The organism is Streptomyces odontomachi, from assembly GCF_024435355.1.
Lineage (GTDB): Bacteria > Actinomycetota > Actinomycetes > Streptomycetales > Streptomycetaceae > Streptomyces > Streptomyces odontomachi.
Genome location: NZ_JAMJWG010000043.1, coordinates 11889 through 33671, shown reverse-complemented (window position 1 = coordinate 33671; position 21783 = coordinate 11889). Strand labels below are relative to the sequence as shown.

19 protein-coding genes are annotated in these 21783 nt (G+C 73.0%); 9 read left to right on the top strand and 10 right to left on the bottom strand.

The annotated features are described in order from the left end of the window. The coding region (locus NQO67_RS41880) for a CU044_5270 family protein (RefSeq protein WP_255955858.1) at window positions 1–923 on the bottom strand (923 nt) is incomplete at its 3' end. Continuing rightward, a complete protein-coding gene (locus tag NQO67_RS41875; RefSeq protein WP_255955857.1) occupies window positions 916–1521 on the bottom strand; it encodes an RNA polymerase sigma factor in 606 nt (201 codons plus the stop codon). The genes NQO67_RS41880 and NQO67_RS41875, both read right to left, overlap by 8 nt. 425 nt (window positions 1522–1946) lie before the next feature. Here NQO67_RS41875 and NQO67_RS41870 point away from each other — a divergent pair, with 425 nt between their 5' ends. Then, window positions 1947–2603 (top strand): hypothetical protein, encoded by a 657-nt coding sequence (locus NQO67_RS41870; RefSeq protein WP_255955856.1) that lies wholly within the window; start codon window positions 1947–1949, stop codon window positions 2601–2603. Between the two features lie 48 nt (window positions 2604–2651). Here NQO67_RS41870 and NQO67_RS41865 read toward each other — a convergent pair whose 3' ends face one another. Further along, the gene (locus NQO67_RS41865) at window positions 2652–3824 is read right to left on the bottom strand and encodes a Dyp-type peroxidase (protein WP_255955855.1); all 1173 of its coding nucleotides are present in this window, start codon (window positions 3822–3824) and stop codon (window positions 2652–2654) included. A gap of 110 nt (window positions 3825–3934) precedes the next feature. Here NQO67_RS41865 and NQO67_RS41860 point away from each other — a divergent pair, with 110 nt between their 5' ends. After that, entirely contained in the window at window positions 3935–5281 is a 1347-nt protein-coding gene (locus NQO67_RS41860; RefSeq protein ID WP_255955854.1) for a right-handed parallel beta-helix repeat-containing protein, read from the top strand. A 7-nt stretch (window positions 5282–5288) separates the two neighbouring features. Here NQO67_RS41860 and NQO67_RS41855 read toward each other — a convergent pair whose 3' ends face one another. From NQO67_RS41855 to NQO67_RS41845, 3 genes are all read right to left on the bottom strand, one after another. Further along, window positions 5289–5969, bottom strand: a complete 681-nt coding sequence (locus tag NQO67_RS41855) for a hypothetical protein (protein WP_255955863.1) — start codon at window positions 5967–5969, stop codon at window positions 5289–5291. A gap of 237 nt (window positions 5970–6206) precedes the next feature. After that, a complete protein-coding gene (locus NQO67_RS41850; protein WP_255955862.1) occupies window positions 6207–8615 on the bottom strand; it encodes an SdrD B-like domain-containing protein in 2409 nt (802 codons plus the stop codon). A 535-nt stretch (window positions 8616–9150) separates the two neighbouring features. Next, window positions 9151–10113, bottom strand: a complete 963-nt coding sequence (locus NQO67_RS41845) for an aldo/keto reductase (protein ID WP_255955853.1) — start codon at window positions 10111–10113, stop codon at window positions 9151–9153. Between the two features lie 175 nt (window positions 10114–10288). On the opposite strand from NQO67_RS41845, the gene NQO67_RS41840 reads away from it, so the two are divergent. Beyond that, window positions 10289–11290 (top strand): NAD-dependent epimerase/dehydratase family protein, encoded by a 1002-nt coding sequence (locus NQO67_RS41840; RefSeq protein ID WP_255955852.1) that lies wholly within the window; start codon window positions 10289–10291, stop codon window positions 11288–11290. A 68-nt stretch (window positions 11291–11358) separates the two neighbouring features. On the opposite strand, the gene NQO67_RS41835 is transcribed toward NQO67_RS41840, so the two are convergent. Both NQO67_RS41835 and NQO67_RS41830 read right to left on the bottom strand, forming a co-directional pair. Next, a complete protein-coding gene (locus NQO67_RS41835) occupies window positions 11359–12468 on the bottom strand; it encodes a sensor histidine kinase (RefSeq protein WP_255955850.1) in 1110 nt (369 codons plus the stop codon). Continuing rightward, window positions 12461–13336: a response regulator transcription factor gene (locus tag NQO67_RS41830; RefSeq protein WP_255955849.1), complete on the bottom strand. Its 876-nt coding sequence runs from the start codon at window positions 13334–13336 to the stop codon at window positions 12461–12463. The genes NQO67_RS41835 and NQO67_RS41830 overlap by 8 nt, the downstream gene beginning before the upstream one ends. A 114-nt stretch (window positions 13337–13450) precedes the next feature. Here NQO67_RS41830 and NQO67_RS41825 point away from each other — a divergent pair, with 114 nt between their 5' ends. The 3 genes from NQO67_RS41825 to NQO67_RS44490 are packed head-to-tail and all read left to right on the top strand — an operon-like array spanning window position 13451 to window position 15518. Then, window positions 13451–14161: a glycosyltransferase family 2 protein gene (locus NQO67_RS41825; protein ID WP_255955848.1), complete on the top strand. Its 711-nt coding sequence runs from the start codon at window positions 13451–13453 to the stop codon at window positions 14159–14161. Continuing rightward, the gene (locus NQO67_RS41820) at window positions 14158–14775 is read left to right on the top strand and encodes a TIGR04282 family arsenosugar biosynthesis glycosyltransferase (protein ID WP_255955847.1); all 618 of its coding nucleotides are present in this window, start codon (window positions 14158–14160) and stop codon (window positions 14773–14775) included. The genes NQO67_RS41825 and NQO67_RS41820 overlap by 4 nt, the downstream gene beginning before the upstream one ends. Then, entirely contained in the window at window positions 14772–15518 is a 747-nt protein-coding gene (locus NQO67_RS44490; RefSeq protein WP_308295752.1) for a class I SAM-dependent methyltransferase, read from the top strand. The genes NQO67_RS41820 and NQO67_RS44490 overlap by 4 nt, the downstream gene beginning before the upstream one ends. 361 nt (window positions 15519–15879) lie before the next feature. Here the strand turns inward: NQO67_RS44490 and NQO67_RS41805 are convergent, their stop codons facing one another. Continuing rightward, a complete protein-coding gene (locus NQO67_RS41805; protein WP_255955845.1) occupies window positions 15880–17133 on the bottom strand; it encodes a molybdopterin-dependent oxidoreductase in 1254 nt (417 codons plus the stop codon). 149 nt (window positions 17134–17282) lie between these two features. Here NQO67_RS41805 and NQO67_RS41800 point away from each other — a divergent pair, with 149 nt between their 5' ends. Continuing rightward, the gene (locus tag NQO67_RS41800; RefSeq protein ID WP_255955860.1) at window positions 17283–18656 is read left to right on the top strand and encodes a hypothetical protein; all 1374 of its coding nucleotides are present in this window, start codon (window positions 17283–17285) and stop codon (window positions 18654–18656) included. Window positions 18657–18848: 192 nt separating this feature from the next. After that, window positions 18849–20093 carry a glycosyltransferase family 4 protein gene (locus NQO67_RS41795; RefSeq protein WP_255955844.1) on the top strand — a complete coding sequence of 415 codons (1245 nt, stop codon included), beginning with the start codon at window positions 18849–18851 and terminating at the stop codon, window positions 20091–20093. 41 nt (window positions 20094–20134) lie between these two features. Here the strand turns inward: NQO67_RS41795 and NQO67_RS41790 are convergent, their stop codons facing one another. Continuing rightward, window positions 20135–20860: a TIGR03086 family metal-binding protein gene (locus tag NQO67_RS41790; RefSeq protein WP_255955843.1), complete on the bottom strand. Its 726-nt coding sequence runs from the start codon at window positions 20858–20860 to the stop codon at window positions 20135–20137. Window positions 20861–20964: 104 nt separating this feature from the next. Between NQO67_RS41790 and NQO67_RS41785 the strand changes: the two genes are divergently transcribed. Further along, window positions 20965–21768 carry an AraC family transcriptional regulator gene (locus tag NQO67_RS41785; RefSeq protein WP_255955842.1) on the top strand — a complete coding sequence of 268 codons (804 nt, stop codon included), beginning with the start codon at window positions 20965–20967 and terminating at the stop codon, window positions 21766–21768. The last annotated feature ends 15 nt before the right edge of the window (window positions 21769–21783 follow it).

Here is a 21783-nt window from a genome sequence, read left to right as displayed (position 1 = left end):
GGACGCTCCCCGTTCCTGTCGACGAGGGCGATCTGCTTCCGCGCCAAGTCGATGATCACGTCGCCCTTCTTCCAGCTGTCACCGAATTTGCCCCCCTTGTCGTGGTTGTCGGACTGGGCGATGGCGCGCGTGCCGACGTAGGCGTACGTGGTGGAGTCGATGAGGAAGTCGTGGCGCAGGGGGTACGCCCCCGCGCTCTTCTGGGGCAGGTACACGTCGATGGTGTCCCGGCCGAGCAGGTCCGTGGTGTTGGCGGCCTTGAGACCCGGGATCGTGGCCATGGCCCGGTAGACGGCGGCGAGACCCTTCGGGGGCGCCGGGTAGGACTGCGCGAGAATCGTCAGGGCGCGCAGGTCGTGCTGCGCCTGGGTCTCGTTGCCACTGGGATAGAAGACACGGGCCTTCTTCTTCACCGCCTCCGGGTCGTCCGGCAGGTCGGCGAGGAACTGGTAGCGCTTGCGCGGCGAGTAGTCGTCGCCCATCTTGCCGTTCTCGAAGGTGGGGTCCGCGTACTTGGCCCAGTGCGAGTGCTCGCTGACGGGGGTCTCCTCGTCGGTGCGGTTGGCCTCCTTCGTCAGCTCGTAGACCCACTGCCCGGCGTGCGGGGTGGGCGCGTGCTGGCCGGCGACCACGTCGGCGGCGTGCTCCAGGACGTCCTTGGCGTCACCCAGCTGCACGGTGACCACGGGCTGGGCGCCCGGCTTGACCTGGTCTCCGCCCCAGAGCCGGCTGCCGAGCAGTGCCGTGACGGTGAGCGCGGCCACGGCTCCGACCGTGGCGAGTCGCCAGTCGGTGCGCAGCCGGCGGGCCCGCCCGCCGCGCCGGGCGACGTCCATCAGCTTCTGGCGGCCGGGCGCCAGCCGGCCGCGGTCGGGACGGGGCGCGTCCGAGCGCAGCCCGCGCACCTGCGTCAGCTCATCCATGGTGGGCCACCTCCGTGGTGTCGAGCGCGAGAGTGGGATCGGCGCCCAGCGCCTGACGGACCTTGCGGCGGGCCCGGTTCAACCGTGAACGCACGGTGCCCAAGGGGATCTCCAGGGCGTCGGCGACCTCCTGGTAGCTGAAGTCGGCCCACGCCACCAGCAGCAGGACGTGCCGGTCGCCCGCGGACAGCGCGGCGAGCGCACCGGCCAGCTGGGGCCCGGCCGACTGGGCGGTGACCCGGTCGTCGGCGTGCTCCGCCCAGTCCGCCCAGGTCTCCGCCACCGGGTCGACGCCGGTGCGGGCCAGCGCCTTCAGGGCCCGGACCTCGGAGCGCCGGTGCCGGCCGATCAGCTTCGCCGCGATCCCGTACAGCCAGGGCCGGGCGCTGGCCCGGGAGGCGTCGAACCGCCCACGGACCCGGAACGCGATGAGGAACGTCTCCGAGGTCACGTCGTCCGCCGCTGCCGTGCCGATGCGGCGCGCGGCAAAACGGTAGATATCTGCCGCATAGCGGTCATATAACGCGCCGAACAGTTCGGGATGCCGATGGGACTGCTCGATGACCGCGGCATCGTCGTCGCACGGTGGTCCGTTCATGCACGCTCCAACACTCGGGGGCCGGCCTGTCACCCTCACTTGCCCGCACCCCTCGAACGGGTTCACGCCGCAGGGCACCGACCGGGCGGCGGAACCCCGGCAGCGGATCCGTGCCACCCGGACCTGCGCACAACAGCCTGGTAAACGAGCCGGTATCGATTGCGACAGGCCACCCATCCTGGGCGGACCTCCCCGTAGACTGACGGAGACCACGTGCAGTCGGGTGCATGTCGGGTGCTGAAGGCCGGGACTGTCGGGGCGGCTTGCGGCCCACGACTGTCGAAGAGGTGTCGGAGTCCTTTCACAACCTCCGGTGAGGTGTTTCAGCGCACGTTTCACCGGGCGGCCGCTGGGGAGGTCACTGACACGATGATCGGGCCGCGTGGTGGGTGTGCGCGCCTTCGGAAGACCAGTCGGGTGGAGATATGCAGCGCGGTGGCGGACTGGGCGAGGGGACCGACGACCTGGGTCCCCGGCGCAGGCTCCCCCCTGCCGCCGGCCAGGGCCGGGGCAGGCACCGGCGGGAGCACCAGCGTTCCGACTCCGGAGCGCCGGACGGTGCTGCCCAGGAGGCACCCGGCGTACCGGCCCGGAGCACGGCGCGAGGCGAGACCGAGTGGCAGGCAGGGAGCGGGAGTGGCCGGGTGGGGGTGACCTACAAGTACTTCGGCGCCCCGGACGGCGCCACGGCGGCCCGCGTCCCCATCTCCATGCGCCCCGAGGAACTCGGCGGTGACGAGCTCGGCATGGGCGGCATGTTCACCAAGATCAAGCCGGAGACGATGGCCGCGATGGTCCTCACCGGCATCGAGGGCATACCCCTGCACAAGGTCCCCCCGCTCGAACTCGTCGTCCTCCACCCGGACTACGCGGTCGTCAAGCTCCCCATGACCGTCGTCGACCCGCTGCGCGGCATCGGCGAGGAAGCCGTCGGCGCGGCGGCGTTCATCTGGTCCACCGTCCCCGACCGCGGCGGCCCACGCGACGCGTTCAACGTCTACCAACTGCTGCACGAGTGGCAGGACTTCAGCCACCGCCTGCATGACGCGGGGCATCAGGCGTATTGCTTGGTCTGGCCCTGAGCCGGGGCCCTGGTGAGTGCGGGCACAGCCATGCCGTAGGGCGGGTGGTCAGCCGAACAGCCGGCAACCGAGCGGGTGCTTCCGGTCGAAGCCGGGGAGCATCAGGAATGTCGCGCTGGCGGTCGTGGTGGTGAACCGCAGCAGCGCGTCGGAGACGTCCATGTGGGCGAGGGTGGCGGTGAAGGTCCGCAGGTCGTTCTGGAAGCTGATGAAGAGCAGACCGGGTGCGGGCTCGTCGGTGCTGTAGGAGCGGCGGAGCATGAGGCCGGCGCCGACCACGGTGGGGTTCGCCCTGCGCACATGGGCGTCCGCGGGGACGAGATAGCGCCCGTCCGGGGTCTTGGCGCCGAGTTCCGGGGTCGACGCGATGGTGCCGCCCGACAGCGGGGCGCCGCTGGCCCGGTGCCGCCCGAAGACCGCTTCCTGCTCGGCCACGGACAGGGCGGCGAACCGCGACAGGTCGAGTTCCATGCGCCGCAGGACGGCGAGGGTGCCGCCGGCCACCGCAGCGGGCCCCGCCAGCCACAGGTCGCGTTGTTGTTCGGCGGTCGTGTGCGGGCCCACGATGCCGTCGATGAAGCCGAGCGGGTTCCGTGGCGCGGTGCGGCCGTCCGCGACGGGCACGTTCGCGCCGCGGCGTGCGGACTGCCGCCAGCGTTCGTGGACGCGGTCACCGGCCTGGTCCAGGAGTGCGGCAGCGACGACGGGTAAGAGCAGCGGGTCGCTGGCGCAGATCTGTATCAGCAGGTCACCGCCGCGGGCCCGCGCGGCGATCCGCTCGCGCGAGAAACGCGGCAGGTCGACAGCGCCGGGCAGCGCCGCGCCGGCGGCGCGCACCAGCCGGGGGCCCACGCCGACGGTCACGGTGAGGTCGCCCGGCGGCAGGCCCAGCAGCCGCGGGTCGGTCCCCGCGGCGAGGGTGCGGATGGCCTGGCCCAGCTCGGCCAGCAACGGGCCGGGAGCCGCGGTGGCACCGAGGTCGGCCACCACGGCCAGCAGGTTGCCCTGGGCCGGCTGGGGGAGCGCGATGCCCGCCTGATGCCGGCCCGTCGGCGCGACCGGCTTCGGCACGACCGGCTTCGGCGTGGCCGCCGCGGTGGGCGCGTGCCGGCCCGGCCGGGCGGAGTCCGCTGTGCACCCGGCGGTCAGACCGGCGGCCACCATGGCGCTGGTGGCATCGAGGAACGCGCGGCGCGACGGACGGTGATCGGCTCGGTGCATGGTGTGCAGAGTGCCACACCGAATCACCCATGGCGGTCAACCTTCCGATTCCCGCGCGGAATCGGGCGTCACGCCGGACTGCGTACCAGACCGCGTGCCAGACTGGGATCATGCCTCGATTAGCTCTTCGCGTGTTGGCGGCGGTACTGGGCACGCTGACACTGGTGGCCGGCTGCGGCGGTAACGAGGGCGATGGCGGATCGGGCAAAGGCGAGCGACCGAGCGGTGCGCATGTGACGATCCATGTGCCGGGCGACGCCCCGACGATCTCGGCCGCGGTGGCGCTGGCTCGGGCTGGTGACCTGGTGCTGGTCGCCCCGGGCGTGTACCACGAGTCGGTGAGGATCGACACGGCCCGTGTCACCCTTCGCGGCGCGTCCCGGGACGGGGTCGTCATCGACGGGCGGTTGCGGCAGCCGAACGGTGTCGTGGTCGCGGCGCCCGGAGTGGCCGTGGAGAACCTGACCGTGCGGAACAACACGCAGAACGGGGTGCTGGTCACCGGTTCCGCGGCGGCCGCGGCCGGGCTGCCGGGCGGCAGCGGCGGCTACGACACCGGCGACGAGCCGGTCACCTTCCTGAAGTCGTTCCTGGTCTCCTACGTGACCGCGACCCGCAACGGCCTGTACGGCATCTACGCGTTCTCCGCACAGAACGGTGTCATCGAGCACTCGTACACGTCGGGCGGGGCCGACTCGGGGATCTACGTCGGGCAGTGCAAGCCGTGCCACATCGTGGTGCGGGACAACATCGCCGAGCTCAACGCGGTCGGTTACGAAGGCACCAACGCCGGCGGCGACATGTACGTGGTCGGCAACCGCCTGGTCGGCAACCGGGTCGGCCTGACCACCAACTCCGACCACCAGGAGAAGTTGCTCCCGCAGCAGGACGCCGTCATCGCGGGCAACCTGATCGCCGCCAACCAGCAGAAGGCCACCCCCGAGCAGGCCGACGGCGGATGGGGCACCGGCATCGGCATCGACGGCGGCAGCGGCAACCAGTTCCTGCGCAACCGCATCGCCGGCAACGGCAACGCCGGACTGGTGATCACCGCGACCACCGACATCCCCCCGGTCGGCAACCAGATCGTGGACAACACGTTCACCGGCAACGGCGTCGACATCGGCTGGACGTTCCCCACCGCCACCCGGGGCCGGGGCAACTGCCTGCGCGGCAACGACCTGCACAGCACGGCGCCCGCCCGGCTCGCGGCGACCGCGCCCTGCCCGCAGCCGGCCAAGTCGCCCACGCCGACCGGCAGCTGGGCGATGCCGACGGCGCCCGGTGGCATCCCGTTCAGCGAGGTCGCGGCGCCCGGTCCGCAGCCGCAGTTCCCCCACGCCGCCACCACCGGCGCCACCGCCGTCCCGGCCACGGTGGCCCTGCCGGACCTGGCAGGCATCCCGTTGCCGCCGGCGTCCCTGCTCGCCGCGCACGCGCAGGTACGGACGTCCTGAACGGCGGCTACCGCGTCGGGGTGACGCCGGGTACCGCCTTGATCGGCACGTACGTCCGGGCGTCGAAGTCGATGACCACCGGCTCCGCCTCGGAACCCACGCTGACGCGGACCCGGTACATGGTGCCGTCCGAGCCGACCCAGTACCGCACGTTGCCCGCCGTACCGGAGCGGTCACGGGAGGAAGGGCCGGTCATGACGTCCACGCGATGCCCGTCCACCCGGTCTCGTCCCCACCAGGCGGCGCCGTTCTGCGGCAGCAGTTGGGCGTTGTCCGGCCGGTCGTTGCCGAGGCTGAGCGCGATGGCCAGGGAGCTGTCCAGCGAGGTGCCGGACGACTGCAACGGACGGCTGTACCAGCCCGAACGGGGCGGCGACGCGGGTGCGTGCGCCGGGGCGTGCGCCATCGGGTGGACGAACGCCGAGGTGGCCGTCCACTCGATCAGCCCGTCGCTGGACGTGTTGCGCCCGGTGCCGTGCACCACGCCGTAACCGAGCTTGCCCCGGTAGTCGACGGACCCGGTGACGATCAGGTCTCCGGCGGTGCCCGGCACGGTGATCGTCACCGTGCGGCCGTGCGCCTCGTAGTTGCGGAACCGCGTGATCGCCAGCCGGTTCGCCTCGTCCGGTGTCAGGGCGCGCGGAGTGCCGGGGTCGGAGCCGCCGCCGGCGAGGAGGAACGCGGCCACCACCGTGCCCGCCGCCGTGCCGATGACGGCCGCCGCCCAGCGTGGCCGCAGCCACCACCGCCGGTCAGCCGCGCGGCCCGGTGGAGCCTGCTGGGTTCTCCTGCTCCGCACGCGGCTCGACGCTGCCACTCCGCTGATTCACCCTTCCGGTCACCACGCTGCTCGGCCGTCGTGCGGTGAGCTGCCCGACCGCGCCATCCGGGCCGCGGGCGGGCAGCTCACCGTTGTTCCGTTGGTTCAGTGTTGCTGGGTGCGACGCTTCCGGCTCAGGAACGCGATGATCAGGCCCGCGCCCACCAGCAGACCGGTGAGGGCGAGCAGCTCGGGCAGCCCGGACGTACCGGTGTCCGCCAGCTGTCCCCCGTTCCCACCGGCCGGGGAGTGGTTCGGGGGCGGCGTGGAGGCCGGTGGGGAGGTCGGCGGCGGAGGCGGTGTCGATGCCGGGATGTACACCCCGGCGTCGATCGTGTGGTCGACGCCGCCCGCCTTGTCCGGCGCGGTGACGGGCGCGTCGCCGTTGCACAACTGCCCGGTGGTCGGCGGGGTCACGTTGGAGTCGTGCGCACGGTTGGCGCCGGCCCGTGGCAGCGTGAACCGTAGCTCGTCTGCCGTGGGCTGGGTGGGTACCTCGCTGGTGTCCGCGGTGCACACGTCGAACTGCACGGTGTACTTCGCGCCCGGCGTGAGCTGGTACGTGGCGCCGACACCACCGAAGTAGTACTCGCCGGCGGCGTCGGTCCTGGTCGTGGCGACCTGCTTGCCGCCCTCGTCCAGCAGGTTGATCGTCGCCCCGGGCAGCAGGACTTCCGCCGGGTCCTGGGTGCCGTTGTGGTCGCCGTCGAACCAGACGAGGTTGCCGATCTGGATCGGCGCGTTCGCCGCCGCGTACGCGATGTCGCCGAGCCCGCCGGCCTTGCCGAACCCGTTCTGTTCCTGGCCGACGAACTGGTACGCGTTGGCCGACGGGGCATTGCCCGGGCCCTGCCCTGTCGTGATGTCGTAGTAACCGGTGCCGGCGGTCTCGACGTTGACGGTCGGGTCGAACTCCGTGCTGACGACCCACTGCTGCTGCGGGATGTAGGCCACCGCCCCCAGCGCGGTCTCACCGTGCCCGCCGCCGTAGAAGTCGCCCGGGAAGTACTCGACGACGTCGTTGTCCTCGCCGCCGTCGTTGGCGGGGGTGGCGTGGTTGGGGCAGCTTCCGGTGCCTTCCCATGCGTATCCGCCCGTGGGGCTGGCGCAGGCCATGGTGATGTCACCACCGGACATGCCCATTTCCGGCGAGTCGTTCAGCGGGCGAGGGTCGAGGCCCTTGGCGCTGAGGACGTCCATGAACCTGTCCCGGAAGCCCAGGATCATCGAACCGTCCCGGCCGAAGGCGAGGGAGGTGAGCTCCGGCTGCGGATCGATGAAGACGTTGCCCGCCTTCCGCTCGTCCCACGTCGCCAGGCTGGTGTTCCACGGGTTCCAGTGGGTGCCACGGTCGGCGTTGTCGGCGGTGTGGAAGACCGAGCCGCGCTTGTCGGTGAGCGGGTGGGACAGCACGGTGCTGAACCGGTTGCCGTCGTAGGTGTAGACGACGGCTTTCAGGTCCGCGCGCTGCTGCGTGCTCTCCGCGTCGCACACACCGCCGACGTACAGCGTGTTGTCGTGGACCGAGAGGCCGAAGGGCCGCCAGTCGCCGGGGCTCGCGCACCCCGGGTCCGGGATCGGCACGGTCGCCTCGGGCGCCGATGCGGTGGCCCCGGTCGCGTCGAAGCTCACCAGGTCCCGGGTCCGCAGGTTCACCGCGTACAGCGTGGCGCCGTCCTCCGACAGGGCCAGGCCGCCGATGCTCTCCTTGCCCGGTGCGTCGACGAACCCGGGGTCCTTGTTCATGGCGAGGGCGTCGTGCGGCGTCAGCGCGGCGCCCGGCACCTGCGCGAACAGCTCCGGCGTACCCGAGCCGTCGGCCGGCACCGCGTAGATCGCGTCACCGCCCTTCGGCCCGTACGGTGCGTACCGGCGGGCGAAAGCGCCCTGGAACAGCCGGCTCCGGTACTTGTCGTAGGCCAACGCGAACGTCGTGCCCACCTGAGCCTGCGTGTCCAACGTGGTCGGGCACGCCACATCGGTGGGACAGGTGCCTCGGGTCTTCGTCCCGAACGCCACCAGGGCCCGGGTGTCGGTGCCTCCGGCGCCGTTCTGGATCGGCACGAAGTACTGCGATTCCGGCAGCGTGTAGTCGGCCGGATCCCACACCCCCGTCACCACCGAGGCGTCCTTGCCGCCCGACACGTCGGCGAACGACGTGAAGCTGTCGAAGTGGCCGGCCGCCGTCGACGCGGGGGCCGCTTGCAGGTAGTCGCTGTACGGTGCCGGGACGCTGACGTCGACGCGGTACCGGCCGCCGCTCAGCAGCGCCGACTGCGCCACCACGACCTTTCCCGTGGCATCCGTGACGCCCGCGACATGGTGCCCGGCGGGGTCGGAGACGTCCACCTTCATGCCCTGTTGGGGCACGTCCATCGTCGCGTTGATCACGCCGGTGCCGAAGAAGTCGCGCAGCACCTCAACCGTCAGCGTGCCGTCGGCGGTCGAAGCGGCGGCCGGTCCAGCCGCTGCTCCCACGGCGCCGCCTGCCAGTAAGAGACCGGATAACCCCATGCGCGCCAGCGGCTCCACGAGCCTCCAGGCCGACCGGCGCGAGTCGCTGCCGACTCGGTTCATGCATCACACTCCACACTTCTCTTGTCGTGACACTTCTGTTGCCCTGACACTTCTCTGGCCGTGCCAAAAAAAGAAAACGGCCCATCGCTTTTGCGTGGACCGCTTTTTGATGATCGATTGAGGGCATCGTGAGCGAGTTTTAAGCGCCGCAGGCCAGGAAACAGACCAGGAAAAGCGAACGCGCGTTCAGCGTCTCGGACGGGACCGCCCTGGGCCGTGCGTTCTTGCAGCTCAACCACGGTATCTTCGCCCCCACCGTCGACCTCGCCGACCGCCGTCGCGAGCAGCTCGATATCCCATCCGCTGGAGCCTCGCCGAGACTAGCAGAACTCCAGGCACTTATCGGGATACATGACGGTAGTCCCCGAGCGCCCGGAAAATGATGACCGAAATAATGTGCGACGGCGGCGTGCTGGCCGGATCCTGTGGTTCGCGGAAAGGAATTCGTACAGCAGTGCTGGTAATGCGCGGTTCACTTCCAGCTGGGCATCGCGCTCTCGGCGTAGCGGGCGCCGAAGCCGCCGGTGGGCAGGATGTCGTGGATGGCGGTGAGGTCGGCCTCGTCGAGGGTGAGGTCGGCGGCGGCCGAGTTCTCCGCCACGCGCTCCGGGCTGCGGGTGCCGGGGATCGGCACGACGTGCTCGCCCCGGGTGAGCAGCCAGGCCAGGGCGAGCTGGGAGACGGTGGTGCCCTTGCCCGCGGCCAGCTGCGCGAGCTGGTCGACCGCTTGGACGTTCCTCTCGAAGTTGCCGGGCTGCCAGCGGGGGTCGGCGTTGCGCATGTCGCCGGGGTCGTACTGGCCGGCGGGCTTGGCCGTACCGGTGATGAACCCGCGGCCGAGCGGTGAGTAGGCGACGAAGCCGATGCCGAGTTCGTCCAGGGTGGGGAAGAGTCGCTCGACGTCCCGTTCGAAGAGCGAGTACTCGGTCTGGAGGACGGAGACCGGCTGCACGGCATGGGCCTTGCGGATGGTCTGCGGCCCGGCCTCGCTGAGCCCGAAGTACTTCACCTTGCCGGCGGCGATCAGTTCCCTGACGGTGCCGGCGACGTCCTCGATGGGCACGTCCGGGTCGACGCGGTGCTGGTACAGGACGTCGATGGTCTCGATGCCGAGGTGGTGCAGGCTGTTGTCGACGACCTCGCGGATGTGCTCGGGGCGGCTGTCCGTCCCGTAGTCGCGGGTGAAGCCGAACTTGGTCGCGATCACGATCTCGTCGCGGAACCCGGCGACCGCGCGGCCGACGACCTTCTCGTTCTCGCCCCAGCCGTACAGCTCTGCGGTGTCGAAGAACGTGACGCCGAGGTCGTGGGCGCGCCGGATGGCGGCGGTGCCCTGCTGCTCGTCGCCGGGGCCGTAGAACATCGAGATGCCCATCGCGCCGTAGCCGATCGCCGAGACCTCCAGGCCCTGCCGGCCGAGCGTCCTGTGTTGCACGAGCGTCCTCCCTGTTCGACCTGTTCGGCCTGCTTGATCCACCCGGTCCGTCCTGACGAACCTGCCCGGTGGCGACGGCCGCGTCCCCGGCTCCGGCACGTCCCACCCCTTACGGAGTAGTGACATGCCCGGCGGATCACGCGGCCCGCCGCGGTCGCGGACCTAGCGTGGCGGTATGCGTGTACTGGTCACCGGCGGTGCCGGGTTCATCGGGTCCCATGTGGTGGAGGCGCTGGCGGAGCGCGGACATGAAGGGGTCGTCTTCGACGTGCGGGACGACCCGGGCGACGACGTGCGCGACCCGGAAGCCGTCGGGCGCGCGCTGGCCGGTGTCGACGCCGTGTGCCACCAGGCCGCGACGGTCGGGCTCGGCAACGGGGTCGTCGACGCCGCCCGGTACGTCTCGCACAACGACCTCGGCACCGCCGTACTGGTCTCCGCCATGGCCGAGGCCGGCGTCCGGCACCTCGTGCTGGCCGGGTCGATGGTGGTCTACGGCGAGGGACGCTACGCGTGCCCGCGGCACGGGGTGGTGCGGCCGGGGCCGCGCGCGGTCGCCGATCTGGCGGCCGGCCGGTTCGAGCCGATGTGCCCGACCTGCGGGGAGGAACTCGCGCCGGGGCTGGTGGGCGAGGACGCCCCGATCGATCCGCGGAACGTGTACGCGACGACCAAGCTGGCCCAGGAGCACCTGGCCGCCGCCTGGGCCCGTAGCACCGGCGGGTCGGCGGTGTCGCTGCGCTACCACAACGTGTACGGGCCCCGGATGCCGCGTGACACCCCGTACGCCGGGGTCGCCTCCTTCTTCCGCTCGGCGCTCGCCCGGGGCGAGGCCCCGCGGGTGACCGAGGACGGCCGGCAGCGAAGGGACTTCGTGCACGTACGGGACGTGGCCGCGGCCAACGTCGCCGCGCTGGAGGCGCAGGCGGCCCCGGGCGTCGTCGCGGCCTACAACACCGGCAGCGGCGAGCCCCGCACGGTCGGCCAGATGGCCCGCGCGCTGGCCGACGCGTGCGGCGGGCCCGAACCCGTCATCACCGGCGAGTACCGGCTGGGGGACGTCCGGCACATCACCGCGGACTCCTCCCGGCTGGGGGCGGCGCTGGGGTGGAAGCCGGAGGTGGCGTTCGAGGACGGCATCCGGGAGTTCGCGCGCGCCGGCCTGCGGGAGGGGTGAACTCCCGGTACGGCGCCTCCCGGCGGGGCGGGGCGCAGTTCTGGAAGCGGCCGGACGGAGCCGCGTCCCTAGCAGGCCAGCGGCAGGGTCACCTCGAAGCGGCAACCGCCGGGGATGTTGCGTACGGTGGCCCGTCCCCGGTGCGCCTCCACGATGCCTCGGACGATGGCGAGGCCCAGGCCCGCGCCGGCCGGGGGTGTGCGGGCGTCGGTGCCGCGCCAGCCGGTGTCGAAGACGCGCGCCAGGTCCGCCTCGGGGATGCCGCCGCAGCCGTCCGACACCGACAGGGTCACTGCGTCGGACGAGCGCTGGGCCGAGACGACGACGGTGCCGTCCGCAGGAGTCCGGCGGATCGCGTTGACCAGCAGGTTTCCCAGGACCCTGGTCATTTCCCTGCTGTCCACCTCGACCGGTACCGGTTCGACGTGGTCCCCGACGAGCCGCACGCCGTGCTCGCGAGCGAGCGGGTCGGCGCCCGCGACGGCATCCCCGACCAGGTCGTACAGGGATATGCGGGAGGGGGTCAGCGGGAGGGTGCCGGCGTGGATGCGGGAGAGTTCGAAGAGGTCGCCCACCATCCCGTTGAGGCGCTCGACCTCGGTACGGATCTGCTTGAAGTAGCGGTCGGGGTCGGCCGCCACCCCGTCCTCCAGGGCCTCCGCCATCGCGCGCAGGCCGGCCAGGGGGGTGCGCAGGTCGTGGGAGATCCAGGCGACGAGTTCGCGCCGGGAGGTCTCCAGCGCCTCCTCCCGTTTCCGGGACTCGGCCAGCCGGGCGCTGGTGGCGGCCAGTTCACGGCTGAGTTCGGCCAGCTCGGCGGTGGCGGGTTCGGACGGTGCCGTGAAGCCGCCGTCGTCGCCGAACGAGCGTGCGGCGACGGTCAGTTCATGGCTGCGTGCCACCACCCAGCGGCCCAGCAGCAGCGCCGTGGCCAGGGAGACCACGGCCGCCATGGCGACGACGGTCGTGACCACGCTCAGGTCGTGCGGCGACAGGAACATCGCCCAGGCCACGGCGAGGGTGCCAGCGAGCATCGCCAGCACGCCGACCGCCGACACCACACCGAGCGAGGCGGTGAGCGAACGCCGCCGGATGAGCCGCAGGACACCCACTCCGACCAGGCCGGTCGTCGCGGCGCCCGCGAAGGCGTACAGGGCGATGAGGACCATGTCACGCATGGTCGGCACCTCCTCGGCCTTCGGCGCCGTCAGCCGGTTCGGATCCGCCGTCCGGGCCGGAACCGTTGTCCGGGCCGGAACCGTTGTCCGGGCCGGAGCCGTCGGCCGGGTCGAAGCGGTAGCCGACGCCCCACACCGTCTGGATCAGCCGGGGCCGGGCCGGATCGTCCTCGATCTTGCCGCGCAGCCGGCGGACGTGGACCGTCACGGTGGAGTGGTCGCCGAAGTCCCAGCCCCACACGTCCCGCATCAGGTCCTCGCGGCTGTAGGCACGCCCCGGGTGCTGGAGGAAGAAGGAGAGCAGGTCGAACTCGCGCAGGGTGAGGGCGAGCTGGTCGCGGTTCTTGGTGGCGCGCCGGGCCACGGGGTCCACGGTCAGGCCGGCCGCGCTCACGGGGCGGGTGGCGAAGGCGGTGGGGGCGGTGGACGCCTCCCCGGTCCGTGCGGTTTCGTGCGCCTGGGCGCGGGTGCGGCGCAGTACCGACTCCACCCGGAGGACCAGCTCACGCGGGCTGAAGGGCTTGGTGACGTAGTCGTCGGCGCCGACCGTCAGGCCGAGGATGCGGTCGTCCTCGTCGCCGCGCGCGGTGAGCATGATGACCGGCACCGAGCCGTGCGCCCGCAGCCGGCGGCAGACCTCGAGGCCGTCCATGCCGGGCAGCATCAGGTCGAGCACCACCAGGTCGGGCCAGGAAGCGGCGGCGCTGGTGAGGGCCGCCGGGCCGTCGCCGGCGCGGTCGACGACATGACCGGCCCGGTGCAGGTAGCCGGCGACGACCTCCGCGACGGTCGGATCGTCGTCGACGACCAGGACCCGGGTGGGCCGGCCGGCCGCTTCCGCCGCCGTGCCTTCGCTGAGTTGCTGCATCCCCCCAGCCTGCACCCCGTCCCCGGGCGGTGCGGGCCCTGGGTGCCGCCGGGCGCTCGACGTCCGCGTTTCGTAAGGAACGGAAGTCCGAATCGCCCGATTCGCGTCCGTAGGGTGAAAGCCGTGACCACCTCACCACCCCCACGACACGACGTCGACGTCGTGCTGCCCTGCCTGAACGAGGCCGAGGCCCTGCCCTGGGTGCTCGCTCGGATCCCGTCCGGCTGGCGCGCCGTCGTCGTCGACAACGGTTCCACCGACGGGTCGGCGGAGGTCGCCCGCGGACTCGGCGCCACCGTCGTGCACGAGCAGCGCCGGGGTTTCGGCGCCGCCTGCCACGCCGGGCTGAGCGCCGCCACCGCCGACGTCGTCTGCTTCTGCGACTGTGACGCCTCCCTCGACCCCGCGCTGCTGATCCCGTTCGTGCGCGAGGTACGCGCCGGCGGCGCCGACCTGGTGCTCGGCCGGCGGCGCCCGCGCGGCCGGGGCGCCTGGCCCGCGCACGCCCGGGCCGGGAACCTCGCGCTGGCGCTGATGCTGCGGCGCCGCACCGGGCTGCGCGTGCACGACCTCGGGCCGCTGCGCGCCGCACGCCGCGAGGCGCTGCTCGCGCTGGACCTGACCGACCGGCGCAGTGGTTACCCGTTGCAGATGGTGGTGCGCGCCGCCGACGCCGGCTGGCGCATCACCGAGCACGACGTGCCGTACCTGCCGCGCACCGGCGCGTCCAAGGTGACCGGCACCTGGCGGGGCACCTGGCAGGCGGTCCGGGACATGAGCCGGGTGCTGGCCGAGGCCCCGGCGGCGGGGAGGGCCGCGCGGTGACCACGTTGCTCGTCATCGCCAAGGAGCCGCGGCCCGGGCGGGTCAAGACCCGGCTGACGCCGCCGTTCACCCCCGACGAGGCGGCGGAGCTGGCAGCGGCGGCCCTCGCCGACACCCTGCGCACCGTGGCGGCCACCCCGGCGGCGCGCCGGATCCTCGTCCTCGACGGAGCGCCGGGGCCCTGGCTGCCGCCCGGCTTCGACGTCGTACCGCAGTGCGCCGGCGGTCTCGACGAGCGGCTGGCGGACGCGTTCGCGCACGCCGGCGGACCCGCCCTGCTCATCGGCATGGACACCCCGCAGGTCACGCCCGAGCTGCTCACCGTCGACTTCGCGGACTGCGACGCCTACTTCGGCGCGGCCGAGGACGGCGGGTTCTGGGCCCTCGGTCTTGCCGAGCACGATCCCGCGCTGCTGCGGGGGGTGCCCATGTCGACGCCGGTGACGGGCGCCGTGCAGCGGGAGCGGCTGGTCGCCGCCGGGCTGCGGGTGCGCGAGCTGCCCCGGCTGCGGGACGTCGACACCGTGGACGACGCCCACGCGGTGGCCGCACTGGCCCCGCACGGCGGGTTCGCCGCCCGGTTGGCCTGGTGCACCACGGTGGCGGGGCGATGAGCACGACGGTGCCTGCCTGGGCGGCGGCCGACTCCTACGCCGACGCGCTGCGCACCGGGCGAGGGCCGCTGTTCCTGCGCCGGGACGACGGCTGGCTGCTGCCGCTGGAGGTGGAACGCTGGTGCGCCCGGGCCGACCGGGTCGACCTGACGGTGCTGGACCGGTGCGAGGGCGCCGTGCTGGACGTGGGCTGCGGACCGGGTCGGCTGGTCGCCGAGCTTGCCGCGCGCGGCCGGACCGCGCTCGGCATCGACGTCAGCGAGACCGCCGTCGCGCGCACCCGGCGGCTCGGCGGGCAGGCCCTGCGGCGCTCGGTCTTCGAGGCGCTCCCCGGCGAGGCCCGCTGGGGCACCGTCCTCCTCATGGACGGCAACATCGGCATCGGCGGCGACCCGCGCGCCCTGCTGGACCGGGTCGCCCGGCTGCTCGCCCCGGACGGCCTGCTGATCGTCGAGACCGCCCCGGTGGACGTCGACGAGCGCGCCCGCGTGCGGGTGGTCGGCATCGCCGACGGCCACGCGGGCGGCTCCCCCTTCCCTTGGGCACGGCTGGGGACACCGGCCCTGCTGCGGTACGCGCACGGCTGGGCGAAGGTCGATCAGTGGACGGCCGGCGGCCGGCGCTTCGCGGCCCTGCGCAGCCGCACCGCCAGCAGCAGCGCCGAGCCGCCGAAGAGGACCGCGGTGATCAGCAGCCAGCGGACCAGGAAGCCGTCCGGCGACAGCCCCGTCGCCAACCGGTAACGCCGCTCGGTCCTGCCGCTGATCAGCGGGAACCACACGAGCAGCAGCAGGCAGGAGAGCGCGGCCGGCACGCGCAGGTACCCCGTCCACGCCCGGCGCCCCGCCGCGTCGAGCCCCCGTGCCACCGCCCGGTCCACGGCCGCGTACAGCGGCAGCAGCACCAGGTCGTGCAGGACCGCCGCCGCCACGAACCACAGCGTCACCCCGAGCCAGTCGCCCGCCAGCAGCCGCACCCCCGCGTAGCCGGCGAGCGCGAAGGAGCAGGCCAGCAACGCCAGCTGGAACGGGCTGCCGAGCGGAATCCGACGCCACGTCACACGTCCCCTCACAAGCCCCCGCACGCGCCCCGTCACATGCCTCATCACAGGTCTCCGAACGTCAGTCGGGCCACCCACTTGGTGTTCAGCACGCCGGGCGCGGCGGGCACGATCACGCGTGCCGGGTAGCCGTGGTCGGGGGACAGTTCCGCGCCGTTCACGTACAGGGCGAGCAGCGAACGCGGGTCCGCCACCTGGTTGGCGCGCAGGGCCGCGTGGCGGAAGGCGCCGTGCCGCTGGAGCGACTCGACGAACACGTCGGGCGGGTCGTCCGCGTGTCCGACGAGCGCGGCGAGGTCACGCAGCCGCACCCCGCGCCACCGCTGGTCGGACGTCGACCAGCCCTCGACGCAGGCGATCGGCAACGCCGCGTCGTGCAGCGGCAGTCGGAGCAGGTCGGCACGGGTGAGCCGCACCGTGCCGCCGCGTCCGGTGACGACGAGCCGCCAGGCGTCCGTGCGCGTCTCGCCGGTTCTGATCCCGGCGTACGCGGCGGTCTTGTTGATCTGGAAGCCTCCCCCACTGCCGGGAGGGCTTTCGGGGTCGCCGCCGCCGTGCGGTGCCAGCAGGGCCGTGCGGCGCAGCAGCCCGTCGAAGCTCTGCCCCACCGTCGTCAGGAGCAGCAGCAGCGCGCCGCCCCCGACGAACCCCAGCGCACCGCGCCGGGAGAAGGTCGGTGGATCCGGGCGCGGGGAGACCAGCTCCGCGCCCTCCCCCACCTGCTCTCCCCGCCGGGCCCGCACGTTCCGCACGGCCGCCGGCGCCCTGAGCGCGACGTGCACCACGAAGGCGGCGAAGAACACCCATGCCCCGTAGAAGTGCAGCGGGTAGAAGGAGCCGGGGAAGACGTAGTCGAGCTGGACGTTGAGGATGCCGGTCACGAACTCGAACAGCACGCCGCCGACCAGGAGCAGCAGGGAGATCCGCTCCAGCGCGTGCGTGAACGAGCGGGCCGGCGGCAGCTCGAAGAGCTTCGGCACGACCGACCACAGCTTGGCCAGCAGGATCGGGACCAGGGTGATGCCGAGGGTGACGTGGACGCCCTGGGTGAGCCGGTACAGCCAGTGCGGGTGGGTCGGCCAGTCGAAGAGGTAGAACCCGAGGATCCCCTTGCCGGGGGTCTGGTCGTTCACCGGTGACAGGTCTGGGTTGTAGGCGGCGTACGACACGAGGCCCGTCACGAAGAGCACGGTGATGCCGACGAGCAGCACGAGGCCGAGTACCGAGGTGAACCAGGGGCCGCGCAGCGGGCTGCGCCAGAAGCCGGGCGACGAGGGCAGCCGGGGGTCGTCTCGCATGCCCTGACGGTAGGCCCGCCGCACCCCGTGAACGGGTCCGGAACCGATGACGAAACGCTGACGTCCGGCCCGGATCACGGCCCGGCCCCACCACCCGGCCTAGCGTCTTCGGTGTGACGCGCACCCTGCCTTCCGACGACACCCGGGCCCTGGCCCGGCGCCCCGACGTCTCCCGCGGCCGGCGCCGCGATCTGTACGCCGCGGGGGCCGCGGCGCTGCTCGTGGTGGCGGCCGTGCTGGTCGGCCGACACATCGAGGGCACCCGCCACACCCTGTTCGTCGACTGGCCCCCGCTGCTGGCTTTCTGGGGACCCCATCTGGGGCCCGGCACCCCTGCAGCCCTGGTCCTGGCGGTCGCCACGGTGGCCTACGGTCCCGGTCTCGCGGTCCGCCTGCCCTGGCGTGCCCTGCTGGTGCTGGCCTGGGGCACGGCCATGGCCTGGGTCCTCTCCCTCGCCCTGATCGACGGCTGGCAGCGCGGCATCGCCGGCCGGCTCACCAGCCGCTACGAGTACCTCCAGGTCATCGACCGGTTCCACGACATCCACGGCACCTTGCAGGACTTCACCCGGCACATCCTGATCGGCTCCCCCGACTTCTACTGGCCCGCCCACACCGCCGGCCATCCGCCGGCGGCCACCCTCACCTTCGTGCTGCTCGACCGGGTCGGGCTGCACGGCGGGGGCTGGGCCGGGGTGTGGTGCATCACGGTCGGCGCGACGGGCTGCGTGGCGGTGCTGGTCGCGCTCCGTGCACTGGCCGACGAGCGCCTGGCACGCCGGGCGGCGCCCTTTCTGGTGCTGGCCCCGGCCGCGGTGTGGATGGGCACGTCCGCCGACGGGTACTTCGCGGCTGTGGCGGCGTGGACGGTGGCGTGCTGGGCGCTGGCGGTCACCAGGGGCTCGTACGCGGCGGCCGGGGCGGCCGGGCTGCTGTTCGGACTGACCTGCTATCTCAGTTACGGGCTCACGCTCGTCGCGGTGATCGGCGCGGCGGTGCTGGTGCTCGGCCGGCACGGCGTCCGGGCCCGTCCGTCCCTGGTGCTGCCCCTGCTGGCCGGACTCGCCGTGGTCCCCACCGCGTTCACGCTCGCCGGATTCGACTGGTGGGCGGCGTACCGCCTGCTGGCCACCCGTTACGACCAGGGCGCGGGCGGCGTGCGCCCCTACGGTTACTGGATCTGGGCCAACCCCGCCTGCACGGTGCTCATCACGGGCCTGGCGACGGCGGCGGGTCTGCGGCGCGCCGGCGCCGTGCTCGTCCGGCGCCGGGGTGACGTCCTCACCCGCCCCGGCGGCCCGGCGGCCGAGGCCCGGCTGGCCCTCCTGGTGGCCGCGGCCCTGCTCGCCGTGCTGGTCGCCGACCTGTCCGGCATGAGCAAGGCGGAGACGGAGCGCATCTGGCTGCCGTTCGCGCTGTGGCTGCTCCCCGCCGGCGCGTTCCTGCCCCGCCCGCGCGCCTGGCTCACCGCCCAGGCGGTGCTCGCGCTGCTCCTCAACCACCTGCTGCACACCGGGTGGTGACGCCCGGCCCGGCGCGTCAACCCACCCCCTGCGCCATCACCCCTGTGGGTGGGATTACGCGCCGCTGTCACCCGGGGCGGGGAGTCGTACGAACGGCCCAGGTCGCTCTCGGCCATCGTGCCGTTAGCCGGTGTCGAGCGGCCCACCGCGCACCGAGACGGCAAAGGGCCGGAGAAGGCCGAAGGGGCATCCATGAAGATCGTGTTCCTGCTGCACAACGCGTATGCGATCGGCGGCACGGTACGCACCACGCTCAACCTCGCCGCCGCACTCGCCGAGCGGCACGACGTCACGCTCGTGTCGATGATGCGGCACCGCGCCGAGCCGCGGTTCGCCGTGGACCCGCGTATCGCCCTCGTCCCGCTGGTGGACATCCGCGAGGACAGCGCGGACCGGCGGGTGGCGGCGTTCTCGGCGCCGGCGCGTGACTTCCCCGTCGAGGACCGGCGGCACCGGCAGTACAGCCGGCTCGTGGACCTGCGCGTGCAGCAGTACCTGGCGGACGCGGGGCAGGACGCCGACGTGGTCATCGGGACCCGGCCGGGGATCAACGTGTACCTGGCGCTGCACGGGCCACGGCATGCGCTGCGCATCGCGCAGGAGCACCTGCGGCACGACGCGCACGACAAGGCGCTGCGCCGCGTCCTGGCCCGGCACTACCGCACGTTGGACGCGCTGGTCACCACCACCCGCGCGGACGCCGCCGCCTACCGGACCCGGATGTCGCTGCCCGGGGTGCAGGTGACGTGCGTGCCGAACATCGTGCCCGTGCCGTCCTGCCCGCCGTCCGACGGCACGGCCCCGGTGATCGCGGCGGCCGGCCGGCTGGCCCGCGGCAAACGCTTCGATCTGCTGCTGGAGGCGTTCGCGCGGGTCGCTCCCAAGGAGCCGGACTGGTCCCTGCGGATCTACGGCGGCGGGGCGCAGCACGAGCGGCTGGAGAAGACCATCGACGCGCTGGGGCTCGGCGGGCGGGCCGCCCTGATGGGGCCGCGCGCGCCCATCGAGCCGGAGTTCGCGAAGGCGTCGGTGGTGGTCAGCGCCTCGGACGCGGAGTCGTTCGGGATGACGCTGGTGGAGGCGATGCGCTGCGGGGTGCCGGTGGTCAGCACCGACTGCCCGCTCGGGCCCGCCGAGATCGTGACGGACGGCGTGGACGGCCGGCTGGTGCCGGTGGACGACGCGCCGGCGCTCGCCGACGCCCTGCTGGACGTCATCCGGGACACCCCCGGGCGGCGGGCGATGGGCCGCGCCGCGCTGGAGAGCGCTCGGAGGTTCGACCCGGGCCCGGTGGTGGCACGCTACGAACTCCTCTTCGCCGAGCTGCGCTCCAGCCGGCACCGCCGGAGTTGGGAACGCGCCCGCGCCCGGATCCTGACCGCGGCCGGCCGCCACGCCCGGCAAGCGCGGCGGCGGCTGCGCCGGGCGGCGTCCTAGCCGGACGTGCGGCGCCCCAAGTCCCCTTTCCCGGCGGTGTCCTACGCGCCCGGCGGCGTCCAGTCCGGGTTGCGGCCGATCTCCGCGAGCAGGCGGTCGAACTCGGTGAGACCGGCCGCGGCGGCGCCCTCCGGGAGCGGGAAGGGTTCGCCGAAGGCGCCCATCTTGCGGCCGGTCGGCACCATGTCGACGAAGAGTTCCTGCAAGTACCGCAGCACGTCCACGGCCCGGCCGGCCGGCTGGTACCCCTGGCCGGTGGCGCGTGCCAGGTCCCAGGCGTGCACGGTGACGTCGGTCAGCGCCATGGAGGCGACGACCCTGGCGGGCAGGTTCATCGATCCGGTGGTGCCCTCCTCGACGCCCGGCTCGGACCAGGCCGCCACCAGGTCGTCGGCGGCCTTCGCGAACCGCTCCCGCCAGTCGTCGCCCTGGCCCACGTAGTCGGGCGGGGTGCCGAACTGGTCGTTCTGCCTGGCGGCCAGCTTCCGGAACTGGACGAGCACGTGGAAGAGATGGTTCACCAGGGTCCGCACGTCGTACTCGGCGCACGGCGTGGGCGCTGCGAGCTGGTCGTCCCGGATGGCCCGGACGACCGGGAGGGCCTCGTCCGCGGCCAGCCGCAACAGCTCGCCCATGGGCTGTTGCGCGGCGCCCGTGCCGCCGGCGTCCCGCAGCGCGGCCACCGCGTCCGGCGCCGCCGCGTCCTGCCCTGCCTGCTGTCCTGTGCTGTCGTTCTGTCCTGCGCTGTCGACTGCCTTATCGTTCATGTGTACGAACGTAACGGATCGCGCCTCGGATGCCTTGAAGAAAGGCGACATGAAAGGCGACATCGTCCCCGGCGCACGGATCCCGCCCGGCATACGATCGCCGTATGGCAGCACCACGCCGTGACACTCGAGGCATCGTCGACGCTCCCGGCCTCTTCTCGCGCGTGGACTTCCGCCGCCGCGAGCCCGCCCCGGCGCTGCGCCCGTACCTGGAGCACTACTGGCTGATCGACTGGGACCTGCCGGAGCCGTACGCCTCGCACGTCGTGCCGCATCCGTCGGTGAACGTCGTCTTCCAGCGCTACCCGGACCAGGAGCCGTTCGGCGAGGTCGCGGGGATCGGCCTCGACCTGTTCGCCAAGAAGCTCCAGGGGCGCGGACGGGTGTGCGGGGTGCAGTTCCGGCCCGGTGGCTTCCGGCCCTTCGCGCCCGACTCCCCGGTTTCCCGGTGGACCGGGCGGCACCTTGCGCTCGACGAGGTGTTCCCCGGCCAGGAGGGTCAGGCCGGGGCGATCCTCGCACCGGACGACGAGGACGCGCGGGTGGCGGCGCTCGACGCCTTCCTGCTGGGCCTCGAACCCGCGCCCGACCCGGCGGCCGACCTCGCGATGGCCCTCGCCGACCGCATCCGCACCGACCGCGCCATCCGCCGCGTCGACGCCCTCGCCGCCGAGCACGGGATGTCGGTGCGGTCCCTGCAACGGCTGTTCGCCGGGTACGTGGGCGTGGGCCCGAAGTGGATCATCCTGCGGTACCGCATCCACGAGGCGCTGGAGCACGCGGAGACCGAGCGTGACGTCGACTGGGCGGCCCTGGCCGCCGACCTCGGCTACGCCGACCAGGCCCATCTCGTCCGCGACTTCACGTCGACGGTGGGGGTGCCGCCGACGGCGTACGCACGGCAGTGAGGGCGTGGGGGCTCC